Below are 20,343 nucleotides of genomic sequence, written 5' to 3' on the forward strand. Positions count from 1 at the left end.
GTGACCGCCACATCGAGCGTTTCAACTGGATGGTTAACAGGAATATATGGACCTATAATCCGTTTAACAAGATCATTTTCCTTCCCGGGAGTCGCTCATGAATCAAGCAGAACTAAATAAAGAAGAGCTATGCCGCTATATTTGCCAAGAATTACCTCGCCATCGCTTGCAGCAAATGCTCGAAAGCATTGAGGCAGCTTTTCTGAAGAGCGATAGCCATCTCAGGGAGACTTATAAGCATGTACCGCTGGCTGGGCCTGGGCCGCAGTCACATCATTTTACGGTGCAGGAAGCCCTGCTGAGCCTGGCCAAGGACGAAAGTTTTGAAGTCAGCAACCAGATAACCAGGCCCGCTGGAGGGCATTACGCGCTGGTTCGTGCGGGTGGCATGCAAATCACCACCAGCGTGATCACCATGGGAAGGACGCCTCCTATTCGCGATGCTCGTTTTAGACGTTTGCTTGGACTCATTAATAAAAGACTGGAGAAACAGCACCCTGACCTTTTCAAAGCGCCTGCTTCCCCTTTAGGGCCCAGCCAGGAAGCGCTCCATGCGTTATTACTTCCCCACACAACGAAATGGACAGACAGTAACGACCAGAGTAGCCCAATCGGCGTGGCCATCGCAGTGCCTTACTCTGACCCTCGGGCTGGGTTCCATCTGTTCATGGATATAGGCCAGTTATGGCCGTACTACAGTGAAGCAGGCAGTGAAGTGGAAGATATTGCCTATCCGACCCTGCGTGATAGGATGCGTCGCGCCGAGAGTCTGGATCAACGTGAAGGTGGGAACGAGTGACATGAGAACAGGGGTGGATGGCTTTCAAGGTCAGCGGTTGAACCAACTGCGCATGGCCCAGAATCTGACCCTCGCGGAGCTGGGTGAGCAGGTAGGACGCTCTTCCAGCACGGTATCGGCTTGGGAAAAAGGCTCCCAGCTACCTGAAGTCGAGTCCTTTGATCGCCTTTGCCAACTGTTTCAAGTGTCGCGCATGTGGTTTTTGAAGCCTGTTCCTCCCGTTGTTGAGGAAAGCCAACGACCTTACTTTTTCCGTTCACAAGCCTCTGTTCATAAACAGGCGCGTGAAAGATCACAGCTCTATTTAGCGTGGCTACAAGAGATTTCTGACTTCTTCCAGCAAGCGATGGAGTGGCCAGAGGTCAATGTGCCGATGCTGAACGCGAACGATTGCCGGTTGATCAGCGACGAAGAGATCGAAGACATCGCCAGAGAGTGCCGAGATGTCTGGAAGCTAGGCTCTGCTCCTATCCCAAATGTTATCCAGGTCATGGAAAATGCAGGAATCATTTGCACTCGGGCTACCCTTGGGCACGTCAAAATGGACGGTGTTTCCCATGTCTCCGTTTTAGATGGCCGGCCCTATGTGTTGATCGCTGAAGATAAAGCCAATGCCATACGCAACCGCTTTGATGCCGCACACGAACTTGGGCATGTCGTGCTGCACGCCAAAATACCAGCTGCGCAATACGCTAAAAAAGAGTTGTATGGCCTGCTTGAAGCGCAAGCAAATCGCTTCGCCAGTGCTTTCTTGATGCCGCCCGAGAGCTTTGCCCAAGAGGTCGTATGGCCAACGCTGGATAACCTGCTTTCGCTCAAATCGCGCTGGAAAGTCTCGGTCGCATCAATGATCGTTCGCTGTCGAGACTTATTGCTGCTGTCGGAGCCATTAGAGCTAAGGCTCTGGAAAGGGCGCTCGGCACGCAAATGGACGAAAGGCGAGCCTGGCGACGATGCTCTGGCTTTCGAGCAGCCCAAGCTGATGATGCGCGGCGCGCACCTTCTGGTAGATAACGGCATCTTCGAACGCACTGAACTGGTTCACCAGATTGGCCTGCCGTCAGAGACGATTGAGATGCTGTGTAATTTACGCCCAGGTTACCTGAGTGTTCAGCCTGACGCTGTAGACAACGTAGTGCCTCTCAAGCTCAAACGGGATACGGCAAGGTCTGGCCGGACGAGGCGAGCGGATGTGTTGCCGTTCCAAAAATAGCGTGATTGTTGCGGATGTGGCGATGGCATCGTCCATTTTTACGAGGATCAGATAGCCACTGCCAAGTTCTGCCAGGGTGGCTGGCAAGCGAGGTGCGTTAAACGTGAAATGTAAACGTGGCCTCGAACAGGGGCTGAATCTCGGCCTTGCGTTTGATGGGCTCTCCGTTTGAAACACGTAAAGGGTCGATGATGACGAACCCCCAGAACTGCAAAAACCGTTCGATAAAGCGGGATTCGATCATGTGGCCCAATTGCTTGGTGGGCGTGGTGTAGGAATAAGTTGGCAAGTGAGCCAGTAAAGCCGGAAATGTCGTGATGACCTCATCGGTCAGTGTGTCCACTCGGGTGTGGGTGTGCAGGCGCCACAGCATGAACAGCCAAACGCTGGCAAGGTCGACGCTCTCTTCCCATCCATCGAAATAGCCCCAGTTATAGCGCTGCGTTGCGGCCTCAAGCATGGGAATGAAAAAGGCCTGAAGCCCTTGGGTCTGGTACTGTTTTCGGGCGCTTTTCTTGACGTGAAAATGGCCCTTGCGGCGATAGAGAATGCCGGCGACTTCTGCCAGTACGCGGGTATAGTGCAGCGCGTTGATACTCTCTTCGTTGTGCCCGGCAAAGTCGCTGATGCTGATGTGGCCGGCGTATCGAGCGACCGCAAACTCGGGCAAGAGTGCGCTTGCCTGCTTGACCAGTTTGGCGGGCAGGTTGCCCCTGGGAGTCGCCTTGAACGCGCCGCCGTGGTGTTCGGCTTCGTCCAGCATCAGGGCCAGATAGCGCATCACCGGGCTGGATGAAAGCGTATCCGGCGTATTGATGGTCACGCCCTGCAGTTCCTGCCACGGGGCGTAAAGCCAGTTGGTCATCTGTTCCGGCGATAATCCACAAAAATCCGGGTTGGGCTGCTGGTTATGCGCTGCAAACGTGCGTTGCACGAATGTCTCGAAATCTTCCTGCGTCAAGCCGGGGTTCGATTCGTAATATCGCTTGATCTCGCTCAGCACGTCCTCAGCCGAGGTAGCTGGGTCTTTCCCCATGGAGAGCGTTTATCTTTCTTTTGGCTGCCACAGGGGCAGGCATCGTTGCGTTCTGGTTTCATGAAAGTGGCCTGGTATCGGTCAGTACCCAGAAGATAAAGACACAGCTTTTGGGCGTCTAGCGTATTGGCGCGGCTACTTACCAAGGACGGTCGGCAGCGTGTCGCGCGCCTCGCAAAAATACGCTTTATCTGCCTATCGGGTCCCGCGTGATTAACTACCCATCCGTCTAAAGTCGCATATCAACCATGACTTGCCGATCTGTGCTAACACCCATCTCTTCTCGGCTGCATCATGAAACGTAACGTATCCAATAAAAACTCTGCCGAGGACTCGAAACATGCACGATACCAGGATCGATTTCATCTATCTCTCCGAACAGGACATGATCCGCGCCGGTGTCACCGATATGGCCGCCTGTGTCGACACCATGGAAGAGATGTTTAACCTTCTGCATATCGGCGATTACCGTATGGCTGGCCCCAATAACGATTCCCATGGGGCGATGATCATGTTTCCTGAGGAGTCGCCTTTTCCCACCATGCCCAAACCGACGGCCGATCGGCGCATGATGGCGATGCCGGCCTATCTGGGCGGCAGCTTCTGCACCTCGGGCGTGAAGTGGTACGGCTCCAACATCGCCAATAAGGAGAAGGGGTTACCGCGCTCCATTCTGATGTTCACTCTGACCGACCCGGACACCGCCGCGCCGCTGGCGTTCATGTCGGCCAACCTGCTGTCAGCCTATCGCACCGGCGCCGTGCCCGGCGTTGGCGCCCGTTATCTGGCACGTAAGGACTCGCGCGTCATTGGTCTTTTAGGGCCTGGCGTGATGGGGCGTACCAGCGTAGCCGCCTTCATGGCGGTTTGCCCCGGTATCGATACTCTCAAGGTCAAGGGGCGTAGCGGGGAAAATCTCACCACCTTCTTGAACTGGGTGAAAGAGCACTACCCGCAGATCGCCAATATCGAGCTCGTCGATTCCGAAGAGGCGGTGGTACGCGGTTCCGATATCGTGACCTACTGCGCCTCCGGCGAGGTTGGCGATCCTTCCAAATACCCGCTGGTCAAGCGCGAGTGGGTCAAGCCCGGTGCTTTTCTGGCCATGCCCGCACCGTGCAATTTCGATGAAGGCATGGAAGCGAGTGACGTGCGCAAGGTGCTCGATGACACCGGTCTTTATGAAGCCTGGTATGAGGAGGTGCCCAAGCCCGCGCATAACGTGATTCCACTGGTTGGCGTGAAGTTCATGGACATGATCCATGCTGGCACCCTCGAGGCCAGCGCGCTGGAAGACCTGGGCGCGATCGTCTCCGGCGATAGCCCTGGGCGTCAAAATGACGACGAGATCATCATGATGTCGGTCGGCGGTATGCCGGTCGAGGATGTCGCCTGGGCCACGGTGGTTTACCGGCGGGCCCTGGAGCAGGGCATCGGCGTCAAACTGAATCTCTGGGACGAGCCCGTACTGAGATAACGTACTGGCCATGTGCTTGACGAGTGCCCCGGCTCGGGGCGCTCTTCCTTTCATCGACTTCAACGCGAGCGTTTAACCATGAGCACGATTACCAAAGTCAAGACCGGTTCAAAATTCGAAGAGCACGCCAGCTATTCCCGCGTGGTGGCTGTCGATAACTGGATCCTCGTGTCCAACACCGCCGGGCGTAATCCGGAGACCAAGGAAATTCCCGACGACGTCAGCGAGCAGCTGAAACAGGTATTTGCCAACATCGAAGGTGGTTTGGCCGCCGTCGACAGCAGCCTGGCCGATGTCGTTGCGGCGAAGATCTTCATTCAGAACCCGGCGGATACCGAAACCGTCATGACGCTGTTTGGCGAAACCATGCGCGGGATCGATCCGGTCATCACCGTGACCTGCCCACCGCTGGGTTCTGAAGTCTATAAGGTCGAGCTCGAAGTGACCGCCTATCGAGGCGCCGGTAGCGCCGAGACCCGTCGGATCGATACCTCCGCACAGTGAAACCGTGCCCGGCCCGCTAACCGAGCGTTCGAACCGCGACTGGCATCGTCCGGTCGCTTCGGGTTTACCGATCCACTGCTCAGGACTCTGTCATGGCACCGACCATCGCACCCGTTGATACCTCCAACGAATTTCCCGCCTCGACCACCGTGGTCATCATCGGTGGAGGCATCATCGGCTTGACCGCGGCGCTGACCCTCGCCGAGCGTGGCGTTTCTGTCACGGTACTGGAAAAGGGACGGCTCGCAGGTGAGCAGTCCTCGCGAAACCTGGGCTGGATACGCAAGACCAGCCGCCACGGAGAGGATGTGCCGCTGGCGCTCGCCGCCGACCGGCTATGGGCGAAAATGGCCGAGCGCACCGGCAGCGACGTGGGTTATCGCCAATCGGGCATCATGTTTCTGTCGCGTACGCCAGAGCAGCTCGCGGTGCACGAAGCCTGGCTCAAGTCGGTTGCCGATCTGTCGCTGGACTCGAAAATCCTGAGCGCACGGGAGATCGATGCCCGGGTGCCGGGTGGGCGAGGCGATTGGGCCGGGGGGATCTTCACGGCTTCGGACGGCTGCGCCGAGCCGACGCTGGCCTCCAGCGCCATCGCCAAGGCGGCGATCGCCCGCGGAGCGGTGATCGTCGAGAACTGTGCGGTGCGCAATTTGACGCGTACTGGCGGCCGAGTGAGCGGCGTCGTGACCGAGCGCGGTGAAATCGAGTGCGATCAGGTATTGCTGGCCGGCGGCATGTGGTCGCGACGTTTTCTGGGCAATATCGGGATATCACTGCCGACGCTGCCGCTGGTGCTGTCGGTGTTTCGCACTGGCGCCATGGAAGGGCCGACCGATACCGCCGTGGGTGGACCGGACTTCTCCTTTCGCAAACACAAGAATGGCGGTTTCATCGTCACCCAGCGCGGCGCGCTCGATGCGCCGCTCACACTCGACCATCTATTGGTCGGCTCCAAATATCTGAGCGCGCTACGCGCTCAATGGGGGCTCATGCGGATATCGCTGGGCAAGCATTTCTGGCGTGATCTAACGCTACCGCGGCGCTGGAAAAACGGCCATTCACCCTTCGAGCGCGTGCGCACCATGGACCCGCCGATTAACCAGGCGCTCAACGATGAGGCCTCACGCAACCTATCGGCGGCCTGGCCGGTGTTCGAGAACATGACCGTCGAGGAGTCCTGGGCGGGGATGATCGATATCACCCCAGATTCGAATCCGGTCATTGACGGCGTACCCGGCGTGCCGGGCCTTACGCTCGCCACCGGCTTCTCCGGGCATGGCTTTGGCACCTCACCGGCGGCGGGCCAACTGGCCGCTGATCTATTGATGGGAAGTGATCCGATCATCGACCCAAGGCCCTATCGGTTCGGACGATTCTAGACTCATCGGTGCGGCCAGGCCGTACTTTGTCGCCCGGCGTCGATCGCTCGTGCGCAGGTCGTCGAAGGTGGCTCCTGGAACAGGCGGCGATACTCGCGGCAAAAATAGCTTTGGTGAAAAAAACCCTGGGCGGCGGCGGCGTCAGCCAAACGCTGTGTGGGGTCTTGAAGGAGGCTACGGCGCACTGCGTTGAGGCGCATGGCGCGCAGGTAGGTAACCGGGGAGTGGCCGACCTCGGTCTGAAAACTGTATTGCAGCGTACGCCGCGAGATCTTCAGCTGACTACAAAGCGTGAGCAGCGAGGGCGGCTCCTCGGGATACTGGCGCATCAGATCGTGACAGCGCTCGACGATATAGCGGCGGGTCCGGTAGTTAGCAATATTGGGCTCTCGACCGAGTTCGCCGTCGTCGAGCAGCAGTGAAATGCTCTCTTCGAGCTGGACGATCAGCGCCTGCTGAAGTACTTCTGGTACGGGGTCGTCCTGCGGGCGCTGGCGCAGGTAATCGGTCATTGCCCGCCACTGTTCGCGCAATTGGCGCAATCGTTCGGTCGGTACGTTCAGGCGCCTCAAGCGGCGCTCATGATGGCCAAGCCACTCATGCTGGTTGCGTAGAACCGATACGACCAGCAGATCGTAATGGGGCGGTGTCACGCTCCAGAACTGATCGCAGCGTGGCAGTACGGTCACGGTATTCTTGCCAAAAAGCTCTTCACTGGACCAGCAAAGCGGCGTGACCAGATGCCAATGAGAGTCGGGAAAATGCATGCGTTGAGAGAGTCCCAGATTGGCGCTTTCACGAAACAACCGCACGCTCTTGCTCGATATATCGACGATCTCACCAGAGAAAATACCGGATTCGATTTGGCTGGATTCCTGTTGCCAGCCTTCAAGTCGCTTTGCGTGGTCAACGGCGTCAAGGCAGTGGTGCAGGGCAATTGTCATGAAAGACTCCTTCGAGCCGGTTCTCCGTGCCAATGGCATGCAACTTGCCTTTTTATAATGCACGGTATTCAAAAGATGCTCGTCTCATTCAACGGGACTTGACCAATGAGGGGGTGGTATCGAGCGGCCTTTTTACCTAAAGTGAAAACAACCATTAAAATATTAATGAAAATGGTGACCCTATGCTATCCCCCGCTGCAAATGCAACCTCCATGCCGTTTGATGCCTGGATAGGCGCTCTCCGACAAACCTGCGGCTACTTCGACTGTACGCTCAAGGATCGCCGGAGCTTTCAAGGCAGCGTATCGACCCGTACCAATGGCGGCATCGATATCGCCAACATCGTGACGAATGCCGAGAAGGTGACCAGCAGCCGCTCGCAGCGCAGTAACGAAGATCGTTACTGCTTTTTAATCGTGCAGAAGCAAGGGCGCGCCACCTTAGTGCAAAACGGAACCCCTGTTACGCTGCGTCCAGGCGAGATGGCACTGATGGACTCCATCAAAACGTGCGAGATCATCTCCCACGGCTTGATCGAGCACGACTCGCTCCATCTATTGCGCAGCGAAGTAGTGAGATGCTTTGGTGATACAGCGATTCCGTTCATGAAGATCACGCCAGACTGTGCCAGCAGTCAGATTCTGCAGTTGGTTGTCAATCGGGTGGTCACTGAGCCGCTGGTTTCGGTAGGGAAGGGAGAGGAGGGCGTGGTTAACTCGCTGGCGGCGCTGCTGCCGTCGATTTACCAGCATCAAGCGCAGTCGCCGGCTTTCATGGAGCAGGCCGATGGCACGCTGTTCAACTGCATACAGCAGTTCATCGAGCAGCATCTGCATGAGGAGGATATGGGTCCAGAGCGTCTGGCGAGCGCCTTTCATATTTCGGTTCGCCAACTCTACCGCTTGTTCGAGCAGCATGACGAAACGGTATGTCGTTACGTTCAGCGCCGTCGTCTGGCCCGCTGTGCCGAGGAGTTGGCAAGCCCCATGCTGAGCAAGTGCTCGATCACTCAGATCGCCTACAAGTGGGGTTTTACCGATTCGGCGCACTTCAGCCGATCGTTCAAGCGTGAGTTTGCAAGCTCGCCCCGGACGTATCGTCGCGAACACCTGGAACCCGCCTTCTGATGGGGAGGCACAGCCTGCTTTAGTGAACGTCAGAAAAGACAAAATAGAGAAAGGAAAGAAGCAAGGAAGAGAAGGGCGAAGGATAAAGGCCACCCCCGCACGGGAGTGACCATCAAGCGCAGCAGCCTACCAGGCGCTCGCGCTAGTAGGCGATACAGACCGATTTGAGTTCGGTATAGGCGTTGACCGCCTCGGGACCAAACTCCTTGCCGATGCCGGACATCTTGAACCCGCCGAACGGCATGGCCGGGTCAAGCGTTACGTGGGTATTGACCCACACGGTGCCCGCTTCGATACGCGGCGTCAGCGCCATGGCCTTGGACAGGTTATTGGTCCATAGGCTCGCCGCCAGCCCCAGGTCGCTATCATTGACCATGCGCAGCGCTTGCTCTTCGTCATCGAAGGGAATCACGGTCAGTACAGGGCCGAAGACCTCTTCGCGCGCGACCTCCATATCGTGACTGGCGCCGCTGATGATGGCGGGCGACACGTAGAAGCCTTCCGTAGGCACGTCATTACCTACATGGATCTTTGCCCCCTGCTCGCGGGCGCGGTCGAGATAGCCGCGCACGCTCTCCTGCTGACGCCTGGAGACCAGCGGGTTGACCTGCGCTTCCGGGTCCATGCCGGGACCCGCTTGCATGGTATCGATGGCGCTTGCCAACTGCTCGCAGAAAGCGTCGTGAATGCTGCGATGCACGTAAAAGCGCGAGGCAGCCGCGCAAACCTGACCCTGGTTGAACAGTCCCCCCATCAGCGCGCCGTTGACAGCTTTTTCGACGTCGGCATCTTCAAGCACCAGCATCGGGTTCTTGCCGCCCAGCTCCAGCGAGAAGTGCGACATGTGCTCGACCGCGGCGTGGCCCACCTGCTTGCCGACCGCAGTGCTGCCGGTGAAGGTTACTTTGCTGACATCGGGATGTTCGGCCAAACGAGTACCGACCACTGAACCCGAGCCCAGCACCACGTTGAACACGCCTTTCGGCACGCCTGCTTCGATCGCAAGCTCGGCCAAACGCAGTACCGTCAGCGGCGTTTCCGAGGCGGGCTTCAATACCACCGTGCAGCCCGCCGCCAGGGCCGGGATGACCTTCCAGAGCGCGATCATCATGGGGAAGTTCCACGGCACGATGGCCCCCACCACGCCGACCGGCTGGCGCAGGGTGTAGGCGTTGAACTTTGCGCCTTCCGGCATGCCGATGGAAACGTCGCGGGTGCTGCCTTCTAGCTTGGTGGTCCAGCCGGCCATATAGCGGATGAAATCGATCGAGAACCCCACGTCCACGCCGCGCGAAAGATTGATCGACTTGCCCTGATTGAGTGTCTCTAACTGGGCGAGATCCTCACCGTTTGCTTCTACAAGATCGGCAAAGCGCAGCAGAATGCGCTCGCGCGCCGCCGGCGTCATACCACTCCAACGGCCATCGTCGAAGCTTTTTTTGGTTAGCGCGATGGCCTGGTCGGCCAGCTCGCGGTCGCCGGTGGCGAGTGTAACTAGCGGCTGTCCGTTCGACGGGTCGAGCACGTCAAACGGGGTGCCCTCGGCGACGAAGGCGCCGTCGATGAACGAGCCCGTTGCTCGCTCGAAAAATGCCTGTACGGTTTGTAAGTGCTGGCTCATGAACGATCTCCTGTGTGTGCTGGGTGTCGAACGACCCAAGGCCGTTCAACATGAAAAGGCGTGCTTGTGGCTCAGGCTAAAGTGCTATTTTGACAATGGCTTGTCCGTTCTTGCCCTTGGCATGACGCTCTCTGCCGAGCTCTAGAAATTGAATCCGACCAGCAACTGAGTGTAATAGTTGGGGTCGCTGTCACCGAGCTGCGTTCCTCCTTCGGCAGTCGAAGCATCCGGATCGTAACGGCCTACCAGTGGCATGACCCACCAGCGGTCGTTGATCGCCCAGTTGGCGTAAAGGTCTATCTCGTTACCGTCGAGATTCGGCCCTCGCGTGGTATCGAGCGTATCGAAGCGGTACATGAGCAGGCCAATACTGAGCTGCTCGGTGGGCTCTAGCGCCAGGTTGAGCTGGTGAATGCGCGCGTTGGTGGCGAAGGGGCCTGCGTAGTTAGCCGCCACTTCGCCCTGAAACCAGGTGCCGAGCGCTCGGCCATTGCCGTAGAACAGTGGGTCGTAGCCATCGGAGAAGCGGCTGAAACGGTAGCTGGCGTAGGGCGTGCTAGGAAGCTGATCGAAGGTCCAGCCCGCCTCGAGATACCAGGCATTTTCGCTATCGTCGTTGCCCTTCTCCTGGAAGGCGTACTGGCCGGAGAGAAACAGATTCTCCACGCCCGCGTTACCGTTACCGTAGATCGTGTAAACCCGCGTCCCGTCGCGGTCGGGGTAGAGAAAGGCGTAGTCGTCGTCGGTATCGAGCACCTTGAGGTAGGTCGCCCCAAGGGTTGCCTCGTCGGCCACGTGCTCGATGGTGCCCACCGCCATTTCGGGCTTGGCCTGCGCACGGTTGTCCGACTCAAGCCACATCAGCTCGCCGCGCCAGCCCGCCTCGCCGCCAAGGCGCACCACGGCGGTCTTGTCGAAGGATTGCCGCGCCGCCAGATAGTAGCCGCCGCCGCGGTTGAGCTCCCCGCCCAGCACGCCTTTGCCGAAGTTGAGAGAGTCACCGGAAATCAGAAAACCGTCCCCGGTCTGGATGTATTGACGGCCCACGGAGATATCGAGGCCATCACTGCCGAGCGATGGAATCAGGTTGCCGGACCGCCAGCCGACGGCCAGATCCTCAAGCCGGGTGCGTCGCTCGTCACCGGTGGTGAACCCGCCGGCGTCGCCCTGGCCCCAGGTAGCGCTTGAGGTCCAGGCAACGTTGGCGTAAAGCGAACCAGCCATAGGCGAAGGCGTATGAGTGACATCGAGCCCGTACTTGAGAAAACCTTCCTGCCAGTCCCGGCCGCCGGGTTCGGCGGTTTCCGACTGGGCGTAGCCTTTCTGGCTATGAAATGCACCGGCAACGCCGGTGACGTTGAGGTTGACCGTGGTCTGATCGGTGCTGTGAAGTTCATAAGCAGAGACGTTCCCGCTAACGCAGAGCGCTATCGCGGAGCCAAGAGCGAGCCCCGGCAGTAGGGGTAGGTTGCGTGAATTCGTCATGATCGAATGCTCCCTGTGATTGCGATGCTTGTTGTTATACAGCTTGTTTTAAAGGCGCATGGCGCCTATAGGCGTAGCCTTCGACTGACAGGCTAGCGAGCGGCGGAGCATGGTTCTTGTCTGCTGCTGACGGAAATTGGCCTCGGGCTGCCTGAAAGCAATGAGGCGAAAATTACCTGAGGGTGGCGGACGCAAAATGTAAAAGACCGGCACGAGGGCCGGTCCTTGATGCTTGGAGATAGCGGCTAGTCGAGCCAGACCAGTGAGAGCGCCGGTACGAACACCACAATGGCGATACGCACCAGGTCCGCGCCAAGAAACGGTATGATGCCGCGACTGACGGTGCCAAGCGTCGTTCCACGGCTGTATTTCTGCACGATAAACAGGTTCATTCCCATCGGTGGCGTGATCAGACCGATCTCGACGACCATGAGTGCGACGATTCCGAACCAGATGGACTTTTCCGGCCCGCTCAAACCGAACAGCTCGAGCCCCATGATCACCGGGTAGAAAATGGGAATGGTGAGCAGGATCATCGACAGCGAGTCCATGACGCAGCCCAGCAGCAGGTACATCACCAGAATCAGCGCCAGTACGGCAAGCGGCGCAAAGCCGCTGTTTATTACCCACTCCGCCAGCGTCGAGGGAAGTTGGCCCAGGGCCAGACCACTGTTAAGCAGATCGGCACCAATGACGACCAGATAGATCATGGCCGTAGCCTCGGCGGTACCGATTACACTTTTATAGAACCCGGATAGGCGCATCCCGCCACGCACGACCGCGTAGATACCGCAGGCCGCCGCGCCAATGGACGCCGCCTCGGTGAGGTTGGCCCAGCCGCCGTAAAGCCCGACGATGACCACGATGAATATCACCAGTATCGGTGCGATATCGCGCAGGCTTTTTAACCGTTCGCCCCAGGAGTGACGCGGTGCCCGCTCGACGTCGCGCATGGTGCGCATGGCCATAAGGCGAATGACCACCATGTAGCCGATCATCGCCAGCACGCCTGGCAGTATCGCCGCCATGAACAGGGCCGCGATCGACTCCTGGGTCAGCACCGCGTAGACGATCAGCGGCACCGACGGCGGGATCAATATGCCTAGCGTGCCCGCCGCCGCCACGGTGCCGGTCGCAAGCTTCTTGCCGTAGTGGTAGCGTTCAAGCTCCGGTAGTGCCACTTGGCTCATGGTAGTCGCCGTGGCTAACGACGACCCGCAGATAGCGCCGAATCCTGCGCAGGCGCCTGCCGCCGACATTGCAAGCCCTCCCCGCCAATGTCCGATCCAACTGGCACAGGCGCGAAACAGCGAAGCCGAAAGCCCGCCGTGGATGGCGAACTGCCCCATCAGCACGAAAATTGGAATGACCGCCAGGTCGTAGCTTGAAAAGCGCGCGTAGGCGAGATTGTTGAGCGTGAACAGCAGTGAGCCGAATTCGCCGTCATACACTAGCCAGTAACAGATCGCCCCGGCCAGCAGCATCGCCACTCCCACGTGCAGGCGAATACCCAGCATCACCAGCAGTATGCCAAGGGAAATGGCGCCTATCTCGATGCCTCCCATTCAGATACCCTCCCCGGCGGTGTCGTCGTTGCTGGCGTAATACAGGCTGCGAACGCCCATGTAGAGTGCGCAAACGCCCAGTAAGACAAGCCCCGGCAGCATGGCGGCCTGGGGAATCCACTGGGGGACGCCCAGCTGAGTGCTCTGGGCGTTGTAGGCCAGGCTATCCAGCGCCAGCAGTGCCGTGCGCCAGACCAGCAAGGCGCTGAACAGCGCCAGCGTCCAGTGAGCGATTGCCAAAAGCGCCCGATTCAGCCCGTCGGGAAACAGTGTTCCCACGATATCGACACGTATATGGCGATCGTTGATTTCACAAAGCGGCAGAAAGCAGGCCACGGCGACGGCGATCATCATCTGCAAAAGCTCGATGTCCCCCGAAAGTGGCGCTGACCAGAGCCGCCGGCCCAGCATCGAGATCAGCGAGATACCAATCGCGCAGACCAGCAGAAGCCCGCCGAGTAGCGCCAGGGCAATGGCGGATCTTTTCAGCACTATCCTCATGGCGGTGCTCCTTCAAGCCTGTGTCGTAAGTCGTTCAGAGGACCGATCTACTGATGTGTCGCCCTACTGATGTGAAGCCCTATGCTCGAGCGCCGGCGCTTCTTGCTCGACCAGCGCCGTCAGCGACGCCGCGAGCGCCTGGCGATCAATGCCGCCCTGCTGATCGGCGATCCACTGCGCCGCTACGCCCTGGGTAGCTTCCTCCATGGCCTGCCAGGCTTCATCGTCCAGCGTGATAACTGTGTGAGCATCATCAGAAGCGATATCGTCGCGGGCGCGGGCAATGGCCTCGTCCCAAGCGCGACCAAAGCGCTCCGAAAGTACTTCACCGCTTAATTCATCCAGCGCCTGGCGAGCGGCCTCAGGTAGGCGATCGTAGCTTCGCTGGTTCATCAGCATGGCGAGTACCGTCACGGTCGGGGTGGCCTGATCCTCGGCGGTACCGGTGTGATAAAAGGTCACTTCGTTGAGCTTGGTCGGTGGCACGACTTCCCAGGAGGCTGAGGCGCCGTCGATCACGCCCTTGGCCAGAGTGTCGGCGATTTGTGCCGGTGGCATGCTCACCGCCGAAGCGCCCAGCTCGTCGATGATTTGTGACGCCATGCGCGTCGAGGCCCGCAGGCGCAATCCGCTCATGTCATCCATGCTCGAAATCGGCGTTTCCCGGGTATGCAAAACGCTGCCGCCGTCGCTGTGTACCGCCAGCACCTTAAATTCACGGAAGTCGTCGGCGGCCTGTTCTTGGCTGAATCGCCAAGCGATGCGGCTGGCATCGACACCGCCAGCGGGCAGCATGAACGGAAGCTCCAGCGCTTCGCTGCGCGGGAAGCGCCCGGCGGAGTAGCCAAGCGCGGTCCAGCCGATATCCACCACGCCGTTGCGCACCGAATCTGCCAACTGCGCTGGCGTACCGCCCAGCTGCATGGACGGATAGATCTGACAATTGAGCTCGCCCTCGGAGCGGGTTTCGAGTTCCTCGCACCAGGGTTCGATCACCTGCTGCTGGGCATTCGACATGGCCGGTAGAAAATGCATGATTCTGAGCGTCGTTGCCGCTTGGGCGGGTAGTACTGCCGTCAGCAGAGTGAGCGCAGAAAGTCCCAGCACGGTGCGGCGAAAAGCGAACGAATGGCGCATGGCAGTCTCCGTTATTTTGGAAATCAAGGCGTACGTGAAGAGAACATTCGATCCGGCGGTTCGCCTGATCGGCTCCTGCAAGAAGCGCTCGTTAACGCCTCACTGCAATTTCATTAATATATAAACAATATGCTGTTAATAAAAAGCCATACATTAGTCTCATGCTTTAAAAAACAGCACATGGTAATGACGTTGAAATTACAGGCCCCCTACCCGAGGCCTGTAACGCCGCCCCGGTTATTGATCCATCTTCAATAGCGGGCTGAAAAAACGCGCCAACGTGTCGGTGGCCGATAGCGGCAGCACATCAGCCACGTACTGATCGGGGCGTACCACCACCACCGCACCGCCGCGGTCGATACCACGAGCGTCGAAGATATCCTCATCGGGGGCCACGCCGAACACGTTTTCCAGATCCACCAGCGCGAACGGGCCTACCTCAGGCTTGAAAACGTCCGGTACTTTTTCAATGGCGATCTCCTCGTGGCGCTGCTGATAGATCACCTTGACATCGAACCAGTCGACCCACGTGCTACCCACGAGTGCGGCATTGAGCGGAGAGTCGCTCGAGTTAGCTAGCCACTCGGCCAGGCGCTGGGTGTTGGATGCCGTCTCCAGGGCATCGGCACCGGCGAACACGTAGAGGCGCCAGCGGCCGTCGGCTTTGGCCTGATGGCCCAACTGCAGCGGGTTGCCGTCACATACCCGCGATACCAGGGCTGACTTGAAGCGTTTGCCGACCGGAAAGCCGGTAGCAAGCGCCTGGTGTTCGACGTCGCTGGTAATCATGGACGGCGTGTACTCGGTCATGAAACCCGCCGGAAACTCGATGGTGCGGGTGTAGAACGCCTCCAGCTCGTCGGGGGTGTCGAACTCTTCCGGACGCTTGGCCATCATCGCCGACCACTGCTTGTCGAAGTCGATCAGGTTCTTCGCTACCGTCTGGCGCTCGGCGGAATAGGTGGACAGCAGGCGCTTCGGGGCGATACCGCTGAGCACATGGCCCAGTTTCCACGCCAGGTTGAAGCCATCCTGCATCGAGACGTTCATCCCCTGGCCGGCTTTGGCGCTGTGGGTATGGCAGGCATCGCCGGTAATGAATACGCGTGGCAGACGCCCGGAAGACGGATCCTCGACATCGTCGAAGCGATCGGTGAGGCGATGGCCTACCTCGTAAACGCTGTGCCAGGCCACGTTACGCACATCCAGCGTGTAAGGCGCGAGAATGTCGTTGGCCTTTTGAATGATTTGATCGATAGACGTATTGCGCACGGCGCTGCTGCCGTCGACGGGCACTTCGCCCAGGTCGACGTACATGCGAAACAGATGCCCGCCTTCACGCGGAATGAGCAGGATGCTGCCGCCCGATCGAGACTGAATGGCGCACTTGGTGCGAATGTCCGGAAAGTCGGTCTTCGCTAGTACATCCATCACGCCCCAGGCGTGGTTGGCCTGATCGCCCGCCAGTTTGCAGCCAATGGCACTGCGTACACCGCTTCGCGCGCCATCGCAGCCGACCACGTAACGGGCGCGCACGGTACGCTCACGCTCCTGATCCGTGTCGGCGTTCATGCGCAGCGAGACCTTGACCGGGTAGTCTCCGTCGTCATCGATCGTAAGGCCATTGAAGGCGATGCCGAAGTCCGGGCGAATACGCGCAGGGGCGTTCAGGGCGGCCTCGGCCAGGTAATCGAGTACCCGCGCCTGGTTGACGATCAAATGGGGAAACTCGCTGATGCCTTTCGGGTCGTCCGGCGTGCGGGCGGTGCGAACGATGTGCTCGGGGCGGTTCGGGTCCGGCTTCCAGAAGGCCATTTCGGTAATCCGGTACGCCTCGGCGGTAATTCGGTCGGCGAAGCCAAAAGCCTGAAAGGTTTCGACGCTTCGCGCTTGAATGCCGTCGGCATGGCCGATTTCCAGTCGTTCCGGGCGGCGCTCGATGATGCGGGTGCGAACGTTGGGAAACTGGGCAAGCTGCGCGGCCATGATCATGCCGGCAGGGCCGGTGCCGACGATCAGGACATCGACCTCTTCGGGCAACTCGTCGAGCCGGTCGAGTCCTTCTTTGGTCGCGGGCTGTTTGCGCGGGTCGCCGGACACGTAGCCATAGTGATGAAATTGCATGGTGATTCCTTTTTGAGCGTAGAGACACCCTGCGTTGGACACGCGGCTGTATCGAGATGAGGCCTTGGCATGATCTCGATACCCGGTGCCCTGGGTGCCATGACGCCTTCATGCTGACCATTCGATAAGCCCATGGGGATGTGTTTTAGCTTCCCTCGATTGTACTTTTCATAAAAAAGGCCCCTACCTTGGTCGAGCGTAAATTAACGCATCACGCTAATTCGTTAATTTATAAACAATATAGCTTGATAAAGAATAAATGCCTTTACTTTACTGGCAGTAAGAAGTGAGTAAGCATCGATTCATATATGGCTAAATGATTATCCAAGACTGCTTGACAGCGATGGTCTGCTTGTTCATTAATATGTTAATAAGTAGGCGATGGACCCGCTCATTCCATGGTTTTTTCGGTTTCAAGGAGAACGATGTGCCCCATCTGCATATTGAGTACTCGCCAGACCTCGAGCAGCGAATCGACATGAATGACGTATGCAAGGCCGCTCATCGGGTCATGACGGCGTCCGCGCTTTTTCCAACGGCGGGGATTCGCATTCGTGCCTTTGCCGCCGACCACTGCATCGTGGCCGACGACCACCCCGACAACGATTTTTTAGCCATGACGCTGAGCGTGGGGAGCGGGCGCTCCCAGGCAGACCTGAAAGCCGCTGGCGACCAGCTGTTCGCCGCCGTACAGAGTGTGCTGGCGAGTCCACTCGCTACCCCGCACTTCGCCCTGTCGCTTGAAATCCGTGAAATCGATGCCGCGCTGAGCTGGAAGGACACGCCGATTCACGCTCGGCTGTCCCGCCAGTGAGCCCCACCCCTCTTTCAGGAGAATTTTCGATGAGCCAAATGAACGACAATATTGCCCGCGCTCAAGCGTACATGAAGCGCTTTCGCGACGAAGGCGTCCTGAACCACATCAACGGTGAGTCGGTGCCCGCCGATTCCGGCAAGACCTTCGAGACTCTATCGCCGGTGGATCTTGCGCCGCTGGCCAACGTCGCACACGGTGATGCCAGCGACATCGACCGCGCCGTTCAGGCCGCCGAGAATGCCTTCAAGACCTGGAGCAAGACGCCGGGCAAGGAGCGCCGCGCGATTCTGATCAAGGTAGCCGAGGCGATCGAAGCCCGCGCCGAAGAGATCGCCTTCACCGAGTGCATGGACACCGGGCAGTCGCTGCGCTTCATGTCCAAGGCGGCCATCCGGGGGGCGGCCAACTTCCGCTACTACGCCGATCAGGCGCCCCAGGCCGAGGACGGCCTTGCGCTAAGAAACGACACTCAGATGAACGTGACCTCCAAGCGGCCGCTGGGGCCTATCGGCGTCATCACGCCGTGGAACACGCCGTTCATGCTCTCCACCTGGAAGATCGCCCCGGCGCTCGCTGCGGGCTGCACCGTGGTGCATAAGCCGGCGGAATTCTCGCCGATGACCGCCAAGCTGCTGGCCGAGATTGCCGAAGAAGCCGGGCTGCCCAAGGGCGTGCTGAACTTGGTCAACGGTATGGGTGAGGGCGCGGGCAAGGCGCTGACCGAACACCCCGGTATCAAGGCGATCGCCTTCGTCGGTGAAAGCCGCACCGGCCAACTGATCATGGCCCAAGCCGCGCCGACGCTGAAGCGTTTTCACTTCGAGCTGGGCGGCAAGAACCCGGTCATCGTGTTCGACGACGCCGATATCGAGCGCGCGGTCAACGCCGCCTCCTTCATGATTTACTCGCTCAACGGCGAGCGCTGCACCTCATCGTCACGCCTGCTGGTGCACGAAAGCATCTACGAAGAGGTCACCCGTCGTGTGGCCGAGGTCGCCAACGGAGTGAAGGTCGGCCATCCACTGGACCCGGATACCGTGGTGGGCCCGCTGATCCACCCGGAGCACGAGCAGAAGGTGTTGTCGTATTTCGACAAGGCACGCGAAGAGGGCGCGACCATTGCCGCCGGCGGCGAAAAGGTGGGCGAACAGGGCTGCTTCGTACGCCCGACGCTGTTCACCAATGCGCGTAACGACATGACCATCGCTCAGGAAGAGATTTTCGGCCCGGTGCTGACCGCTATTCCCTTCAAGGACGAAGAAGAAGCGCTGCGTCTGGCCAACGATACTCAGTACGGCCTGGCGGCCTATCTCTGGACCAACGACCTCGAACGCGCCATGCGCCTGACCGATGCGCTGGAAGCGGGCATGATCTGGGTCAACTCGGAAAACGTGCGCCACCTGCCGTCACCTTTCGGCGGCGTGAAGTCCTCCGGTATCGGCCGCGACGGCGGCGACTGGTCGTTCGACTTCTACATGGAGACCGTCAATGTCTCCTTCCCGCGCAAGGTTCATCAGGTGCCGAAGCTCGGGTGATGCCACTTGGGCCGGGCGGTACGTACCGCTCGGTTTTCGAATAGCCGTTGGTTCTGACACTCTTAGCTGGTCCTGAAAAGGAGACACGCCATGCCCATTCCCACGCCCAATCTCTACCCCCCGTTCAACATCATTCGCTTGAGCCACCTGGTGTTCGGCGTCCGTAATCTGAGCAAGAGCCGCCACTTCTACGTCGACACCCTCGGGCTTCAGGTCACCGATGAAGATGATAAGCGCATCTATCTGCGCGCGATGGAAGAGCGCGGTCACCACTGTATCGTGCTGGAGCAAAGCGATAGCGCCACCGTTCAGTCGCTGTCGTTCAAGGTGTTCGATGAGCAGGAGCTCGACAAGGCCCACGACTGGTTCAAGGACCAGGGCCATCCGGTCGAGTGGGTCGAGCGTCCCTATCAGGGCCGTACACTGCGCACTACCGACTGCTTCGACGTGCCGATCGAGCTTTACTTCAAGATGGACCGGCTCGCGCCTATCCATCAGCAGTACGCGCTCTACAAGGGCGTAAAGCCCCTGCGCATCGACCACTTCAACCTGTTCTCGCCCAGCGTCGACAAGGCGGTCGAGTTCTACAACCAGCTCGGCTTTCGTGTCACCGAATACACCGAAGACGAGGAGAGCGGCAAGCTGTGGGCGGCCTGGACCCACCGCAAGGGTGGCGTACACGACATGGCCTTCACCAACGGCCGCGGCCCACGTCTGCACCACACTGCCTTCTGGGTGCCGACACCCCTGAATATCATCGACCTGTGCGATTTGATGGCCACCACCGGCTACGTGAGCAACATCGAGCGCGGACCGGGTCGTCACGGCATCTCCAATGCTTTCTTTCTCTACATTCTCGACCCGGACGGCCATCGTATCGAGATCTACTGCTCCGACTACCAGACCGTCGACCCGGATCTGGAAGCGATCAAGTGGGATCTGAAGGATCCGCAGCGTCAGACGCTCTGGGGCGCGCCTGCTCCGCGCTCCTGGTTCGAACACGGCTCCGAGTTCGTCGACCTCGAACCCAAGGATTCCCAGCTCAACGCCACGCCCATCGTCGCGCCCTGAGCCGA

The 20,343-nt window shown here is 59.1% G+C and carries 18 protein-coding genes; 9 read left to right on the forward strand and 9 right to left on the reverse strand.

The window, feature by feature from the left end; translation table 11 throughout:
* The first annotated feature begins 97 nt into the window (after positions 1-97).
* On the forward strand, positions 98-799 hold the full coding sequence (locus ACGK9R_RS13940; RefSeq protein WP_394582248.1) for a hypothetical protein: 702 nt from the start codon (positions 98-100) through the stop codon (positions 797-799).
* Between the two features lies 1 nt (position 800).
* Positions 801-2,012 carry a helix-turn-helix domain-containing protein gene (locus ACGK9R_RS13945; protein ID WP_394582250.1) on the forward strand — a complete coding sequence of 404 codons (1,212 nt, stop codon included), beginning with the start codon at positions 801-803 and terminating at the stop codon, positions 2,010-2,012.
* Positions 2,013-2,109: 97 nt separating this feature from the next.
* Here the strand turns inward: ACGK9R_RS13945 and ACGK9R_RS13950 are convergent, their stop codons facing one another.
* Positions 2,110-2,946, reverse strand: a complete 837-nt coding sequence (locus ACGK9R_RS13950) for a hypothetical protein (RefSeq protein ID WP_394582252.1) — start codon at positions 2,944-2,946, stop codon at positions 2,110-2,112.
* Between the two features lie 62 nt (positions 2,947-3,008).
* Positions 3,009-3,110: an SEC-C metal-binding domain-containing protein gene (locus ACGK9R_RS13955; protein ID WP_394582254.1), complete on the reverse strand. Its 102-nt coding sequence runs from the start codon at positions 3,108-3,110 to the stop codon at positions 3,009-3,011.
* 278 nt (positions 3,111-3,388) lie between these two features.
* Between ACGK9R_RS13955 and ACGK9R_RS13960 the strand changes: the two genes are divergently transcribed.
* The 3 genes from ACGK9R_RS13960 to ACGK9R_RS13970 all read left to right on the forward strand — a co-directional run bounded on the left by ACGK9R_RS13960 (position 3,389) and on the right by ACGK9R_RS13970 (position 6,411).
* Positions 3,389-4,525, forward strand: a complete 1,137-nt coding sequence (locus ACGK9R_RS13960; RefSeq protein ID WP_394582256.1) for a tyramine oxidase subunit B — start codon at positions 3,389-3,391, stop codon at positions 4,523-4,525.
* A 78-nt stretch (positions 4,526-4,603) separates the two neighbouring features.
* Complete coding sequence (locus ACGK9R_RS13965; RefSeq protein ID WP_394582258.1) at positions 4,604-5,029, forward strand: Rid family hydrolase; 426 nt, start codon at positions 4,604-4,606, stop codon at positions 5,027-5,029.
* Positions 5,030-5,121: 92 nt separating this feature from the next.
* Positions 5,122-6,411 (forward strand): NAD(P)/FAD-dependent oxidoreductase, encoded by a 1,290-nt coding sequence (locus ACGK9R_RS13970; protein WP_394582260.1) that lies wholly within the window; start codon positions 5,122-5,124, stop codon positions 6,409-6,411.
* 2 nt (positions 6,412-6,413) lie between these two features.
* On the opposite strand, the gene ACGK9R_RS13975 is transcribed toward ACGK9R_RS13970, so the two are convergent.
* On the reverse strand, positions 6,414-7,355 hold the full coding sequence (locus ACGK9R_RS13975) for a helix-turn-helix domain-containing protein (RefSeq protein WP_394582262.1): 942 nt from the start codon (positions 7,353-7,355) through the stop codon (positions 6,414-6,416).
* A gap of 212 nt (positions 7,356-7,567) precedes the next feature.
* On the opposite strand from ACGK9R_RS13975, the gene feaR reads away from it, so the two are divergent.
* Positions 7,568-8,482, forward strand: coding sequence for a transcriptional regulator FeaR (gene feaR, locus ACGK9R_RS13980; RefSeq protein WP_394582264.1), 915 nt, complete (start codon positions 7,568-7,570; stop codon positions 8,480-8,482).
* A gap of 142 nt (positions 8,483-8,624) precedes the next feature.
* Here feaR and ACGK9R_RS13985 read toward each other — a convergent pair whose 3' ends face one another.
* The 6 genes from ACGK9R_RS13985 to ACGK9R_RS14010 all read right to left on the reverse strand — a co-directional run bounded on the left by ACGK9R_RS13985 (position 8,625) and on the right by ACGK9R_RS14010 (position 16,915).
* On the reverse strand, positions 8,625-10,103 hold the full coding sequence (locus ACGK9R_RS13985; protein WP_394582266.1) for an aldehyde dehydrogenase family protein: 1,479 nt from the start codon (positions 10,101-10,103) through the stop codon (positions 8,625-8,627).
* A gap of 141 nt (positions 10,104-10,244) precedes the next feature.
* The gene (locus tag ACGK9R_RS13990) at positions 10,245-11,588 is read right to left on the reverse strand and encodes a hypothetical protein (protein WP_394582268.1); all 1,344 of its coding nucleotides are present in this window, start codon (positions 11,586-11,588) and stop codon (positions 10,245-10,247) included.
* A 245-nt stretch (positions 11,589-11,833) separates the two neighbouring features.
* The gene (locus tag ACGK9R_RS13995; protein WP_394582270.1) at positions 11,834-13,153 is read right to left on the reverse strand and encodes a TRAP transporter large permease; all 1,320 of its coding nucleotides are present in this window, start codon (positions 13,151-13,153) and stop codon (positions 11,834-11,836) included.
* Positions 13,154-13,654: a TRAP transporter small permease gene (locus ACGK9R_RS14000; RefSeq protein WP_394582272.1), complete on the reverse strand. Its 501-nt coding sequence runs from the start codon at positions 13,652-13,654 to the stop codon at positions 13,154-13,156.
* Between the two features lie 63 nt (positions 13,655-13,717).
* Entirely contained in the window at positions 13,718-14,791 is a 1,074-nt protein-coding gene (locus tag ACGK9R_RS14005; RefSeq protein ID WP_394582274.1) for a TRAP transporter substrate-binding protein, read from the reverse strand.
* Positions 14,792-15,028: 237 nt separating this feature from the next.
* Positions 15,029-16,915, reverse strand: a complete 1,887-nt coding sequence (locus ACGK9R_RS14010; RefSeq protein WP_394582276.1) for an FAD-binding monooxygenase — start codon at positions 16,913-16,915, stop codon at positions 15,029-15,031.
* Positions 16,916-17,342: 427 nt separating this feature from the next.
* On the opposite strand from ACGK9R_RS14010, the gene ACGK9R_RS14015 reads away from it, so the two are divergent.
* From ACGK9R_RS14015 to hpaD, 3 genes are all read left to right on the forward strand, one after another.
* On the forward strand, positions 17,343-17,729 hold the full coding sequence (locus ACGK9R_RS14015; protein WP_394582278.1) for a 5-carboxymethyl-2-hydroxymuconate Delta-isomerase: 387 nt from the start codon (positions 17,343-17,345) through the stop codon (positions 17,727-17,729).
* 29 nt (positions 17,730-17,758) lie between these two features.
* Positions 17,759-19,267, forward strand: coding sequence for a 5-carboxymethyl-2-hydroxymuconate semialdehyde dehydrogenase (gene hpaE / locus ACGK9R_RS14020; protein ID WP_394582280.1), 1,509 nt, complete (start codon positions 17,759-17,761; stop codon positions 19,265-19,267).
* Positions 19,268-19,357: 90 nt separating this feature from the next.
* On the forward strand, positions 19,358-20,338 hold the full coding sequence (gene hpaD, locus ACGK9R_RS14025; protein ID WP_394582282.1) for a 3,4-dihydroxyphenylacetate 2,3-dioxygenase: 981 nt from the start codon (positions 19,358-19,360) through the stop codon (positions 20,336-20,338).
* The last annotated feature ends 5 nt before the right edge of the window (positions 20,339-20,343 follow it).

Source organism: Halomonas sp. HNIBRBA4712, from assembly GCF_043558675.1.
GTDB lineage: Bacteria > Pseudomonadota > Gammaproteobacteria > Pseudomonadales > Halomonadaceae > Vreelandella.